Raw genomic sequence first — 12,091 nt, forward strand, 5'->3', positions numbered from 1 at the left:
ACTACGGCTGCGGTGCGAACGCGATTCAGACTTCACTGAAGGCGCCGCGGCCTTCTGAAGGAGCGGCGTAAGCCGCGATGGACTGCAAGGACGAGGCGAAACTCGCGTCTCGGGGTAGGAGCGGCGCAAGCCGCGGCCGCCAACTACAGCAGCGGTGCGAACGCGATTCAGACGTCAGCAGAGGCGCGGCGGCCTTCTGTGGGAGCGGCGTAAGCCGCGAAGGGCTCCGAGGCAAGGCGAGATTCGAGCCCAGGGGTAGGAGCGGCGCAAGCCGCGACCGGCAACTACGGCTGCGGTATGGATCAGGTTAGGGCGTCGTTGGAGCTGCCGCGGCCTTCTGTGGGAGCGGCGTAAGCCGCGATGGGCTGCGGGTGCGACGTGAGACTGATAGGAGGTGGTGTTGCGTCGTTGCCGGCGTCGCTTCGGGGTGATGCGCGTTGCCATCCATGGCGCGACTATTCGGCTTCGGATCGTCCGGCCCGGCCATCCTTGGCCGGGCGTTCGCCCAAACTGCGCGGCAGTGCCGTGCAAAGCTCGTTTGGGCTCACCCACCCCCCAACGCATGCACGATTTCCACTTTGTCCCCCGCGCCCAGCGCATGCGCGGCGTGCGCGCCGCGCGGGACGATTTCGCCGTTGACCTCGACCGCGACCCGGCGTTCGCCCAGGCCCTCGTCCAGCAGCAGTTGCGCGACCGTGGTCGCGGCCGCGATAGCGCGCGGCTCGCCATTGAGAGTGATGTCCATGCCGGCTATTGTCCCGCGCCGCCCGGCGCGCGGCCAGGGGCGGCCGGTCGCTGTGCCCAGGCTGGCTGCCCGCTGAGCGTTTTTGACGCACTGCGCCTTGTATGTCGCAGCGCCGCATGCTTCGATGCCGAGCCATCCGCGTGCGTACTGTCGCAGCGCGGCAAACGCCCAGTTCCGACACCAACACCACCTCACGATCTCGCAGGGAACCCCATGATCAAACCCGTTCGCACCGTGCTCGCCGCCGCCCTGGCGCTGGCGACCGCGCCGGCCTTCGCCCAGACCTATTCGCAGACGGTCTTCTTCGGCGACAGCCTGACCGACTCCGGCCACTTCCGCCCCGCGCTGATCCAGGCGGTGGGCCCGAACGGCGCCCAGATCGGTCGCTTCACCACCAATCCGGGCCTGGTCTGGGCGGAGTACCTGGCCGACTACTACGGCACCAACGCCGTCAGCGACAACCAGGGCGGCACCAACTACGCCGTCGGCGGCGCCCGCACCGGCACCAACACCGCCGGCGCGCTGGGCCCGATCCCGTCGCTGACCACCCAGGTCACCGGCTACCTCGCCGCCAACGGCGGCCGCGCCGATTCGCGCGCGCTGTACACCGTCTGGGGCGGCGCCAACGACCTGTTCGCGGTCGCCGGCGGCGGTTCGCCGACCCTGATCGGCGCCGCGGTCACCTCGCAGATCGGCCTGGTCGGCACGCTGACCAACGCCGGCGCCAAGTACATCCTGGTGCCGACCATCCCCGACCTCGGCCTGACCCCGCAGTTCCGCGCTGGCGGCGCCGCCCAGCAGGCCGCGGGCACGCAGCTGTCGACCACCTACAACAACGCCCTGTTCGGCGGACTGGCCACGGCCGGCTACCGCGTGATCCCGCTCGACACCTTCAACCTGCTGCGCGAGATCGTCGCCAACCCGGCGCCGTACGGCATCACCAACGTCACCGGCACCGCCTGCAATCCGCAGATCACCGCCTCGTCGGTCACCTGCAGCCCGCTCAACTACGTCAACCCGACCGCGCCGGACACCTACGCCTTCGCCGACGGCGTGCACCCGTCCTCGCGCGCGCACAAGATCCTCGGCGACTACGCCGTGTCGATCCTGGAAGCGCCGCGTCAGATCGCGCTGCTGCCGAACTCCGAAGCCATGGTCGGCCGCTCGCGCGCCGATCGCGTCGCCAATCATCTGGCCGGCAAGCCGGAAGGCGACGGCATGCGCTGGTGGGCCGACGCGCGCGGCGACTTCCAGCGTTACGGCAAGGGCGACGTCTACGACGGCAGCGGCCCCAGCATCGCCGGCGGCGTCGACTGGACCCGCGGCGACTGGGTATTCGGCGGCTTCGCCGGCTTCGGCAAGCAGAGCCTGGACTTCGGCCGCAACGCCGGCGAGTTCGACCAGAGCGACGCCACCCTCGGCGGCTTCGCGGCCTGGTACGGCGCCAACGCCTGGGTCAACGGCCAGCTGAGCTGGACCAAGGTCGATTACGACATCGACCGCCGCGTCGTGCTGGGCCCGACCAGCCGCGTCCACCGCGGCTCCACCGACGGCAAGAACCTGACCGCCGCTATCAGCGCCGGTTGGGAATTCGGCGACGGCGCGCTGCGTCACGGCCCGGTGATCGGCTTTGTCGCCCAGCGCATCGATGTCGACGGCTTCAAGGAAAGCGACCCGGCCCTGGCCACTTCGCTGGCCTATAACGATCAGAGCTTCGACTCGCTGATCGGCAGCGCCGGCTGGCAGGTGAGCTACGCGATCAACGACCACCTCAAGCCCTACGCGCGTCTGACCTACGACCGCGAGTTCGAAGACGCCGACAAGGAAGTGTTCGCGCGTCTGCAGTCGATGCCCGGCACCGCGCCCTACGCCGTGCCCGGCCACGACTTCGATCAGAGCTACGGCACCCTGCTGATCGGCGCGCGCACCCAGCTGTTCGGGCTCGACGCCAACCTCGGCAGCAGCGTCACCGTGGGCCAGGCCGGCGGCAACCACGCCACCGTCTTCGCCACCATCGGCGCGGGCTTCTAAGCCGCATCGCAACCGCGCGGGCCCGCACGGGTCCGCGCGGTTTGCCAACCCGCGTAGGCGCGCATAGACTTCGCCGCATGCGGGTGTAGTTCAATGGTAGAACTGCAGCTTCCCAAGCTGCTAGCGTGGGTTCGATTCCCATCACCCGCTCGATCTTTCACCCGACGTTGTTCGACGGGTATTCGAAGCGCGTTCCGCGCGAGCCTCTATTTCTTTCAAGTCTCCGCGGCCGATCCGCATCGGGCCGCTGTAGCCGTTCGCTTACGCCGATCGTCCGCGGCTGCGGTCGATTGCGCGACGTCGCCAGCGTGCCGATGGGGATTCGTGCGGCTTGGAGGCACTGCGCCGATGCCGGGTGGAGCAGGGGGCACCTGTCTTTCGAAAACGATAATCCATTATTTATCAATGGCATGAGTTCGTTATAACAATTAGTATTGACTAATTAATAAGCATTGGCTAATGTTTTTCCATGACCCAAGCCGCCCCCATCGACGCCGTCATGCGCTCGCTCGCCGACCCCACCCGTCGCGCGGTGTTCGAGCGCATCGTCGGTAGCGACGAGATCTCCGTGGCCGAGCTCACACGCGGCAGCGGGGTGACGCAAGGCGCGATTTCCCAGCACCTCAAATCCTTGAAGCAGGCCGGCCTGGTGATCGAGCGGCCCGAGGGTCGCAAGGTCTACTACCGCGCTCAGCCCGAGGGCCTCGCGCCGCTGGTCGATTGGATGAGCCACTACGGCGTGTTCTGGCGCGAACGTTTCGCCAGCCTGCGCACTCTCTTGAAGGAAATCGACCCATGAACGACGCGGCATCGCAGAGCGCCACGCAGGCGATCGTGCTGGACGAGGTATTTCCGCACGCGCCGGAGATCCTCTGGGCCACGCTGACCAGCGGCGCGCTGATGGCGCGCTGGCTGATGCCGCCGAGCGGATTCGAAGCGGTGGTCGGCCAGCGCTTCAGCTTCCAGACCACGCCCGGCGGCGCCTGGGACGGCATGATCCACTGCGAGGTGTTGGAGGTAAGCCCGAACCGGCGCCTCGCGTTCGCCTGGCGCAGCGGCCACGCCAGCAACGTCGGCTACGGCGCCTTGTTGGACACCGTGGTGAGTTTCGACCTGTCGCCGGCCGAAGGCGGCACGCGCCTGCGCCTGGTCCACGCCGGTTTCGTCGCGCCCAGCAACGACGCCACCTACCGCAACCTCAGCGAAGGTTGGCCGAAGGTGTTCAAGCAGCTCGACAGCGTCGCGGCCGAACAAGCGCCGCCGACTTCCCTGCACTGAAGCACAACCTGGATACGAACATGAGCGAGCCTTACACCGGCGGTTGCGCCTGCGGTGCGATCCGTTACGAAATCTCCGGCGAACCTTTGGCGATGAACGATTGCCAGTGCCGCGATTGCCAGCGCAAGAGCGGTACCGGGCACGGATCGTATCTGTCGTTCCCGAATCGAGCGCAGGTGAAGCTCAGCGGCGCGGCGACGCATTGGGATCTGCTGGGCGACAGCGGCAACGTCAAGACGCGCGCGTTCTGTCCCACCTGCGGCTCGCCGGTGTACCTGACCTTCTCGGCCATGCCCGACGTATTTACCGTGCATGCGGCCAGCCTCGACGACCCTGGCCGTTACCGGCCGCAGATGGTCACTTATCGCGCGCGCGGCCACGTCTGGGATCGCGTGGATCCGGCCTTGCCGCAATTCGACGGCATGCCCGAGTAAGCGAACCGCACGGGGATAGGCCGCGGCATCGTTTCGCGCGGGGGCGATGCTTCGGTTCGTGTCCGCGAACCGGCCGCCCGCGCCCATCGCTGGAGGTCCCCCGCGCTGTTGAGGTAGGCTATGGACGTGGTTTCAGGTGCGGTTTCCCGAGCGGTCGATCGTTAAGTTTTCGATCGTCCGCGGCGGGGCTGGGCAAGGTCCGGTTGCTATCCACGGCCCGACCCTCCGCTCCACACTTCCACGGTTCGATGCGCGCCGCGATGGCGCGCTCGATCCGACAGCGACGGCGGCGCGTCCCTTGATCCGGACGGCCGCTGTTTTTTCTTGAGGGCGACCTCGACGCAGCGGAGACGCGATGGCAGCCCGTATCGTGCTCGGTTGGCGGGAATGGGTGGCGATGCCCGGCTTGGGCGTGGCCGCCCTGCGCGCGAAGATCGACAGCGGCGCGCGCAGCTCGGCGCTGCACGTCGACGCGCAGTGGCGCTTCAGCGAAGGCGGCGCACCCTGGGTCGGCTTCCGCCTCAGCCCCGGCGCGGTCGGGGCTGAGGTGGTGGAATGCCTGGCGCCGGTCCACGACGAACGCGTCGTCACCGACTCCGGCGGCCACCGCGGCGAGCGCGTGTTCGTGCGCACCGGTCTGCGTCTGGCCGGGGTCGAACGCGAAATTGAAATAAACCTCGCGGATCGTCGCGGCATGCGCTTCCCCATGCTGCTCGGCCGCACCGCGATGGCGCGGGTGTTCACGGTAGATCCGGCTCGCTCGTTCCTGCACGGCAAGGCGGCGCCCAATCCTGCCGCACCCCATTCGGACAACCCCCAGTCATGAAGCTCGCGATCCTGTCGCGCAACACCAAGCTCTACTCGACCCGGCGCCTGGTCGAAGCCGCGCGCCAGCACGGCCACAGCGTGCGCGTGCTGGACCCGCTGCGCTGCTACATGCGCATCGACTCGGACGGCTTCGAGATGCACTACAAGGGCCGCGAGATCGCCGGCTACCACGCGGTGATTCCGCGCGTGGGCGCCTCGATCACGCGCTACGGCTCGGCGGTGCTGCGCCAGTTCGAGCTGATGGGCACCTACACCCCGAACTCCTCCGACGCGATCCTGCGCGCGCGCGACAAGTTGCGCAGCCATCAGCTGCTGGCCGCCGAGCACATCGGCCTGCCGGCGACGGTGTTCGGCGACAACCCCGACGACACCGCCGACCTGCTGTCGATGCTCGGCCCGCCGCCGCACGTGATCAAACTCAACGAGGGCACCCAGGGCGCCGGCGTGATGCTGACCGAGAAGCTGTCGGCCTCGCGCGGCGTGATCGAGGCGCTGCGCGGCCTGTACGCCAATTTCCTGGTGCAGGAATTCATCGCCGAGGCCAAGGGCGCGGACCTGCGTTGCTTCGTGGTCGGCGGCAAGGTGGTCGCGGCGATGAAGCGGCAGGCGCCCAAGGGCGACTTCCGCTCCAACCTGCATCGCGGCGGCACCGCCAAGGGCGTCAAGGCCAGCGCGGCCGAGCAGGACGTGGCGATCCGCGCCGCGCGCGTGCTCGGTCTGGGCGTGGCCGGCGTCGATCTGATCCGCTCCGATCGCGGCCCGCTGGTGCTGGAGGTCAACGCCTCGCCCGGCCTGGAGGGCATCGAGGAGGCCAGCGGGGTGGACGTGGCCGGCGAAGTCATCGCCTACGTCGCCGGCCGCACCAAGCGGCATTCGGCCCGACGGGCGGCAGCCAAGAAATCGTGACGGACCGCTCATTTTAGCGTTTTGCCGCGATCTGCCGCGAACGCCGGGTAACCGTCTGATTCGTCGGCCATCGCGCCCTGCCGGACGTCCCGGGCTTTGCCAGCGGCGCCAGCACGGACCTGAACGAAGCGCGATTTCAGGTTGTGTTTAACAAATAATTAATATTCGTTTTAACAGCCGTTTAATCGATTTCCGCGTAGCGTGTCCGGACCGCAGCATGCCGCTCTTCCAAGTCAGCGATCTGGTCGAAGCAGGTTACGGTAATCGGGGCAATACCCTTTTGGCCCAGGCGCGGTGGCCCCGCGCTTGGGCCTTTGTTTGCCGGTGCGGCCCGTCATGAGCGAGTGAGAAGCGCACAGCGCGGGCTCTGGCAGAATCGTGAGCCTCGCCGCCTCGACTTCATGATCGGCTGGCGCGCGTCGCCGCCGCTGAGTTCAGGAACCTTGCCGCGGCCCTCGGGTCGAAGGCTCAAACAGGAAGGTCCAATGCGCATACTCGTAATCGAAGACAACCAGGACATCGCCGCCAATCTGGGCGATTTTCTCGAAGACCGCGGCCATACCGTGGATTTCGCCGCCGACGGCATCACCGGACTGCACCTGGCGGTGGTGCACGACTTCGACGCGATCGTGCTCGATCTGAATCTGCCCGGGCTGGACGGTCTGGAAGTCTGCCGCAAGCTGCGCAACGAAGCGCGCAAGCAGACTCCGGTGCTGATGCTGACCGCGCGCGACAGCCTGGACAACAAGCTGGCCGGTTTCGACTCCGGCGCCGACGACTATCTGATCAAGCCCTTCGCCCTGCAGGAAGTCGAGGTGCGTTTGAACGCGCTCTCGCGCCGCGGCCGCGGCGTGCAGACGCGGGTGCTCAACGCCGCCGATCTGGAATACAACCTGGACACGCTGGAAGTGCGTCGCCAGGGCAAGCTGCTGCAGCTCAATCCGACCGCGCTGAAGATCCTGCAGGCGCTGATGGAAGCCTCGCCGGCGGTGGTCACGCGCCAGGAACTGGAAACCCGCGTGTGGGGCGAGGAACTGCCGGACTCCGACAGCCTGCGCGTGCACATCCACGGCCTGCGCGCGGTGGTCGACAAGCCCTTCGACACGCCCCTGATCCAGACCCGCCACGGCATCGGCTACCGCATCGCGGCGCCCGAGAACGGTTGATCGCGTGGCGACAGGGGAATCGCCCGCGCCCGAGCGGCGCAAGAAACGGGTGCGCTATCGGCGGCGCTTGCGCAGCCGCATCATTCTGTCCTTCGTCCTGCTCGGCTTCGGGCTGACGACCATGTTCGCGTTCGCGACCAACTGGACCCGCACCCGGGTCGAGAACGCGCTGGTCGAAGACGTGATGAACCGCAACATCACCCAGTTCGCGTTGCAGTTCGAGAAGGACCCGAAGAACCCGGAGTTCGCGGTCGACCAGATCCGCGCCTTCGTCTACACCCCGGACAAATTCGATTCGGTGCGGGTGAACCGGCCGGAGTGGTTCGAACTCAAGGACGGCATCCACGGCCTGCGCGGCCAGGACGAGAACGGCGAGTCATTCGCCTACAAACTCGCGGTACGCAAGACGCCCAACGCCTGGTTCTTCCTCGCTTACGACATGAGCTCGACCACGCGCGGCGAGCAGCAATTCAACCGCGCCATCTACGGCTCGGTGCTGGTGTTCACCCTGCTGTCGTTGCTGGTCGGCTGGTGGGCGGCCTCGCGCGTGATGAGCCCGGTGTCGGAACTGGCGCGCCGCCTGCGCCTGTCCGGCCGCGCCTCGCAACCCGAAGGCCTGGCCACGCACTTCCCCGACGACGAGGTCGGCGAGCTCGCCAAGGCCCTGGACGATTACGCCGAGCGCCTCACCGACGTGGTCCAGCGCGATCGCGAGTTCAACGCCGACGTCAGCCACGAACTGCGCACGCCGCTGGCGGTGATCAAGGGCGCGGTCGAGCTGCTGCTTACGCGCTCGGACCTGGACGAGAAGACCCGCATCCGCCTGGCCCGCATCCAGCGCGCCGAGCAGCAATGCACCGATTTGATCAGCGCGCTGCTGTTGCTGTCGCGCAACGAGCGCGGCCACGGCGCTACCGACATCGCGCGCCTGTCCGAGCAGTTGCTGGACGCGCACCGCGCCCAGCTCGCCGGCAAGCCGCTGGACCTGCGCGTGGAAGGCGAGCGTGGCCTGGTCGTGGACGCGCCGGAAGCGGCGGTCGCGGTGGCGCTGGGCAATCTGATCGGCAACGCGGTCAAGTACACCACCCAGGGCGAGGTGATCGTGCGCCTGCATCCGCGCTGGGTGGAGGTGATCGATTCCGGGCCCGGTCTCAGCGCCGAGGACGCGGCCAAGCTGTTCGAGCGCGGCTACCGCGGCACCCACGCCGGCCATTCGCAGGGCGGCGGCATCGGCCTGTCGATCGTGCGTCGCTTGTGCGAGCTCTACGGCTGGGACGTGCGGGTCAAGCCGGGCGAGGAGAAGGGCGTGGTCGCGACGCTTAGCTTCGGCGGTTCGACCGCCCTGGTAGGCTGAAACGCCGAGCGTCGTCGTCGCTCAGAACGGCAGCAGCCCTTCGGTGAGCGCGCTCAGCGGCACGCCGCCGGCGGCGTGGGCGTCCAGCGCGCCGAAACCGCCGCGATGCAGGATGACGTCGCGCAGGTAGTCGAGGAAATAGGCCTCGCGCGATTCGTACAGCAGCACGAAGTCGAAGCCGTCCTGCGGCAGGGCCACCGAGTAGGGCGCGCCGCCGCTGACGTTATCCTTGTGGTAATCGTCCGGCGACAGCGCCAGGTGGAACAGGCCGTCGTCCTCGCGTTCGGCCTGCTCCGATTCTTCCAGCAGCGCCTCGGCCGGGTAGACCACCAGAGGGTCGAGCATGTCGGGGAAATCGGGGTGCGTGCCGGTGAGCGCGACCCCGCCCATCGCCTGCCAGAAGCATTCCAGCGTGACCGGCAACGCGCCGATCCGAGTTTTCAACATGGTCGGCGCTACGGCATCGGCATCGAGCAAGGGTGCCGAGACGCCGCCGCCGTCGTCCGGGTCGCAATACACCGAGTAGGCATAGCCGTGCGCCGTCAGGCGCTGGACGAGCAGCCGGCAGTTGTGCGCCACCCGCTCCATCGCCAGTTCGGCGACCGCGCGCATCTGCATGCGCGCGTCGCCCTCGCGCGGGTCCAGCCGCATCAGCTCCGCGGTCACCTGACGATGCTCGCCGTTGCGGTAGCGCTCGCGGTAACTCATCGCCGCCGTGAGCCGAGGATGCGGCTCAGTCGACGCGTTCGAGCCAGCCGTACTTGTCCGGCGTCTTGCCGCTGAACAGACCGAAGAACAGTTCCTGCATGCGCTGGGTCACCGGGCCGGGCTTGCCGGCGCCGACCTGACGGCCGTCGACCGAACGGATCGGGGTGATCTCGGCGGCGGTGCCGCACATGAACAGCTCGTCGCACAGGTACAAATATTCGCGCGGCAGATCGCGTTCCACCACCGTGTAGCCCGCGTCGCGGGCGAGAGTGATGATGGTGTTGCGGGTGATGCCGTTGAGCAGCGCGGCGCTGACCGGGGTGGTGTGCAGCGCGCCGTCGAAGACCAGGAACAGGTTCTCGCCCGCGCCTTCGGACAACAGACCGGTCGAGGCCAGGGCGATGCCCTCGCCGAAGCCCAGGCGCCGCGCTTCGCGCGCGACCAACTGGCCCGACAGATAGTTGCCGCCGGCCTTGGCGCCGGCCGGAATGGTGTTCGGCGCGAAACGCTGCCAGCTGGACACGCAGGCGTCGATGCCCTGTTCGAGCACGCTGGCGCCCAGGTACTGGCCCATCTTCCAGGTCGCCACCGCCATGTCGGTCGGGGTGTCGGCGGACAGGCCGAAGCCGCCCAGGCCGCGGTAGGCGACCGGACGCAGGTAATCGGTGGTGTAGTCGTTGGCCTTGAGCACGTCGCGGCAGGCCTGATTGACCTGTTCGACCGTGTACGGCATCGGCATGTCGTAGATCTTGGCCGAGGCGAACAAGCGCGTGTTGTGCTCGGTCAGGCGGAAGATCTTCGGCCCGTCCGGCGTTTCGTAGCTGCGGATGCCTTCGAACACCGACGAGCCGTAATGCAGCGCGTGCGACATCACGTGGGTGGTGGCTTCGGCCCAGCGCTTGATCGCGCCGTTGTGCCAGATCCATTCGGGGTATTGCATCGCCGGCTTCCGTGGGGGGAGAAACCGCTATTGTGCCCTGTCGGCGCGGCCGGGCCCATCCGCACGCGCCGGCACGCTCAGGGCGTGTCCGCGCTCAGCCCTTGATCCACCAGCAGCCGAAGTGCCGGATCAGTCCGAACACGGTGTGCGAGGGCGTGCTGCCGTTGGCCAGGGTCTGTTCGACCCGCAGCGCCACCGGCAGGCGGCGGGCCTGCGGCACGTACTCGGGTTCGGGCGCGGCGGGTGCGAGCTCGGAGCCGGGTTCGATGTCGGCCGTGGGATCAACCTCGACCCAGCCCTGGTTCTGCGCCGGCGGCGCTACTACCGGCGGTGCGGCCGCGGCCGGCATGATCGGCACGATATCGACCAAGGGCCGCCGGGCGATGATTTCCAGGCGTTCCAGCACCGAATAAGCGGTGCTGCCGGACATACCGGTCCAGTGATAGACCCCGGCCAGCCGATTACCGTCGTGGGCGTCGATCGCGCTGGTCATCTGGTACACCAGGTCCTGCACGTTGCGCGCGCAGCCGCCGCGATAGCCGCCCTTGGATGCGGCCGCGCCGGCGGGCGCGCGCGGGAGGCTGTCGCTGCTGCCGATGTCCTCGCAACGGCGGTCGGTGAACACCGCCGCGCCGTCCGGGCCGACACAGCGCCGGATCTGGGCCTGGCTTTCGCGCGGCCACAACAGGGCCGCGAGCGACAGCAGGGCTAGGGCGCAGACACGGACGTACCAAGGCATCGCCGCAGCGTAGCGCCGGCGCGTAGCCGGCGACAGTGCGGCGGTCGCAGTCCGTTCACGCTGCGGCAGCCTACGCGGCCCCGGCGCAAGCCGGAGCGCGCTGACCGGCTCAGCTCAGGCGCGAGAGCACGCTCAGGGTCGGCTTGGAGAGATTGAGCGTGTAGAAGTGCAGGCCGGGCGCGCCGCCGTCGATCAGGCGCTGGCATAGCTGCGCGACCACGTCGGCGCCGAACTCGCGCAGGCTGTCGACGTCGTCGCCGTAGGCCATCATGCGCTGCTGGATCCAGCGCGGGATCTCGGCGCCGCACAGGTCGGAGAAGCGGCGCAGCTGGCTGAAGTTGGCGATCGGCATGATGCCCGGCACGATCGGCACCTCGATGCCGGCCGCGCGCACGTCGTCGACGAAACGGAAATAGGCGTCGGCGTTGTAGAAGTACTGGGTGATCGCGCCGTTGGCGCCGGCGCGGACCTTGCGCTTGAAGTTCTCCAGATCGCTGTGCGCGTCGCGCGCCTGCGGATGCATTTCCGGATAAGCGGCGACTTCGATATGGAAGTGGTCGCCGGTTTCGGCGCGGATGAACTCGACCAGCTCGTTGGCGTAGCGCAGGTCGCCGGCGCTGGCCATGCCCGAGGGCAGGTCGCCGCGCAGGGTGACCAGGCGACGGCAGCCGATCTCGCGGTACTGGTCCAGCAGTTGGCGGATCTCGGCGCGGGTGCCGCCCACGCAGGACAGATGCGGCGCGGCGTCCAGGCTGTGCGCATCGCGCAGATGGCGCACGGTGTCCGGGGTGTAGCTCAGGGTCGAACCGCCGGCGCCGAAGGTGCAGGACACGTAATGCGGCTTGCGCGCCTTGAGCTTGGCCGCGGTCTTGTCCAGCTGCGCGCGCTGCTCGTCGGTCTTGGGCGGATAGAACTCGAAACTGATCGGCAGCATGGGCGCGGGGCAGGCGACGGGAGTGGCG

General features: G+C 68.2%; 13 protein-coding genes and 1 tRNA gene. 9 read left to right on the plus strand and 5 right to left on the minus strand.

Going from position 1 to position 12,091, the window contains the following annotated elements:
* Nucleotides 1-544 precede the first annotated feature (544 nt).
* Entirely contained in the window at nt 545-745 is a 201-nt protein-coding gene (thiS, locus tag ASE35_RS11150) for a sulfur carrier protein ThiS (protein WP_055903698.1), read from the minus strand.
* A 213-nt stretch (nt 746-958) separates the two neighbouring features.
* Here thiS and ASE35_RS11155 point away from each other — a divergent pair, with 213 nt between their 5' ends.
* From ASE35_RS11155 to ASE35_RS11195, 9 genes are all read left to right on the plus strand, one after another.
* Complete coding sequence (locus ASE35_RS11155; RefSeq protein WP_056179475.1) at nt 959-2,776, plus strand: autotransporter domain-containing esterase; 1,818 nt, start codon at nt 959-961, stop codon at nt 2,774-2,776.
* 79 nt (nt 2,777-2,855) lie between these two features.
* Nucleotides 2,856-2,926: transfer RNA gene (locus ASE35_RS11160), tRNA-Gly, on the plus strand.
* A gap of 319 nt (nt 2,927-3,245) precedes the next feature.
* Nucleotides 3,246-3,575, plus strand: a complete 330-nt coding sequence (locus ASE35_RS11165) for a metalloregulator ArsR/SmtB family transcription factor (RefSeq protein WP_057160583.1) — start codon at nt 3,246-3,248, stop codon at nt 3,573-3,575.
* Nucleotides 3,572-4,054 (plus strand): SRPBCC domain-containing protein, encoded by a 483-nt coding sequence (locus tag ASE35_RS11170; RefSeq protein ID WP_057163862.1) that lies wholly within the window; start codon nt 3,572-3,574, stop codon nt 4,052-4,054. The genes ASE35_RS11165 and ASE35_RS11170 overlap by 4 nt, the downstream gene beginning before the upstream one ends.
* 20 nt (nt 4,055-4,074) lie before the next feature.
* On the plus strand, nt 4,075-4,488 hold the full coding sequence (locus ASE35_RS11175) for a GFA family protein (protein ID WP_057163863.1): 414 nt from the start codon (nt 4,075-4,077) through the stop codon (nt 4,486-4,488).
* A gap of 355 nt (nt 4,489-4,843) precedes the next feature.
* A complete protein-coding gene (locus ASE35_RS11180; RefSeq protein ID WP_056179488.1) occupies nt 4,844-5,314 on the plus strand; it encodes a RimK/LysX family protein in 471 nt (156 codons plus the stop codon).
* Complete coding sequence (gene rimK, locus ASE35_RS11185; RefSeq protein ID WP_056179491.1) at nt 5,311-6,222, plus strand: 30S ribosomal protein S6--L-glutamate ligase; 912 nt, start codon at nt 5,311-5,313, stop codon at nt 6,220-6,222. Before ASE35_RS11180 ends, rimK begins: the two co-directional genes overlap by 4 nt.
* Nucleotides 6,223-6,707: 485 nt before the next feature.
* Complete coding sequence (locus ASE35_RS11190; RefSeq protein ID WP_056179494.1) at nt 6,708-7,388, plus strand: response regulator transcription factor; 681 nt, start codon at nt 6,708-6,710, stop codon at nt 7,386-7,388.
* 4 nt (nt 7,389-7,392) lie between these two features.
* Nucleotides 7,393-8,742, plus strand: coding sequence for a HAMP domain-containing sensor histidine kinase (locus ASE35_RS11195; protein WP_056179496.1), 1,350 nt, complete (start codon nt 7,393-7,395; stop codon nt 8,740-8,742).
* A 21-nt stretch (nt 8,743-8,763) separates the two neighbouring features.
* On the opposite strand, the gene ASE35_RS11200 is transcribed toward ASE35_RS11195, so the two are convergent.
* The 4 genes from ASE35_RS11200 to metF all read right to left on the minus strand — a co-directional run bounded on the left by ASE35_RS11200 (nt 8,764) and on the right by metF (nt 12,063).
* Nucleotides 8,764-9,450, minus strand: a complete 687-nt coding sequence (locus tag ASE35_RS11200; RefSeq protein WP_057163864.1) for a hypothetical protein — start codon at nt 9,448-9,450, stop codon at nt 8,764-8,766.
* 25 nt (nt 9,451-9,475) lie between these two features.
* The gene (locus tag ASE35_RS11205) at nt 9,476-10,390 is read right to left on the minus strand and encodes a branched-chain amino acid transaminase (RefSeq protein ID WP_056179502.1); all 915 of its coding nucleotides are present in this window, start codon (nt 10,388-10,390) and stop codon (nt 9,476-9,478) included.
* Between the two features lie 94 nt (nt 10,391-10,484).
* Nucleotides 10,485-11,129, minus strand: a complete 645-nt coding sequence (locus ASE35_RS11210) for a hypothetical protein (protein WP_057163865.1) — start codon at nt 11,127-11,129, stop codon at nt 10,485-10,487.
* A gap of 109 nt (nt 11,130-11,238) precedes the next feature.
* Nucleotides 11,239-12,063 (minus strand): methylenetetrahydrofolate reductase [NAD(P)H], encoded by an 825-nt coding sequence (gene metF / locus ASE35_RS11215; protein WP_057164031.1) that lies wholly within the window; start codon nt 12,061-12,063, stop codon nt 11,239-11,241.
* Nucleotides 12,064-12,091 lie beyond the last annotated feature (28 nt).

The organism is Lysobacter sp. Root916 (assembly GCF_001429785.1).
In the GTDB taxonomy this organism is placed as follows: Bacteria; Pseudomonadota; Gammaproteobacteria; order Xanthomonadales; family Xanthomonadaceae; genus Lysobacter.

Coding starts and splice junctions, on each gene's coding strand:
- thiS (WP_055903698.1), bottom strand. CDS start 745: ATGGACATCACTCTCAATGGCGAGCCGCGCGCTATCGCGGCCGCGACC.
- ASE35_RS11155 (WP_056179475.1), top strand. CDS start 959: ATGATCAAACCCGTTCGCACCGTGCTCGCCGCCGCCCTGGCGCTGGCG.
- ASE35_RS11165 (WP_057160583.1), top strand. CDS start 3,246: ATGACCCAAGCCGCCCCCATCGACGCCGTCATGCGCTCGCTCGCCGAC.
- ASE35_RS11170 (WP_057163862.1), top strand. CDS start 3,572: ATGAACGACGCGGCATCGCAGAGCGCCACGCAGGCGATCGTGCTGGAC.
- ASE35_RS11175 (WP_057163863.1), top strand. CDS start 4,075: ATGAGCGAGCCTTACACCGGCGGTTGCGCCTGCGGTGCGATCCGTTAC.
- ASE35_RS11180 (WP_056179488.1), top strand. CDS start 4,844: ATGGCAGCCCGTATCGTGCTCGGTTGGCGGGAATGGGTGGCGATGCCC.
- rimK (WP_056179491.1), top strand. CDS start 5,311: ATGAAGCTCGCGATCCTGTCGCGCAACACCAAGCTCTACTCGACCCGG.
- ASE35_RS11190 (WP_056179494.1), top strand. CDS start 6,708: ATGCGCATACTCGTAATCGAAGACAACCAGGACATCGCCGCCAATCTG.
- ASE35_RS11200 (WP_057163864.1), bottom strand. CDS start 9,450: ATGAGTTACCGCGAGCGCTACCGCAACGGCGAGCATCGTCAGGTGACC.
- ASE35_RS11205 (WP_056179502.1), bottom strand. CDS start 10,390: ATGCAATACCCCGAATGGATCTGGCACAACGGCGCGATCAAGCGCTGG.
- ASE35_RS11210 (WP_057163865.1), bottom strand. CDS start 11,129: ATGCCTTGGTACGTCCGTGTCTGCGCCCTAGCCCTGCTGTCGCTCGCG.
- metF (WP_057164031.1), bottom strand. CDS start 12,063: ATGCTGCCGATCAGTTTCGAGTTCTATCCGCCCAAGACCGACGAGCAG.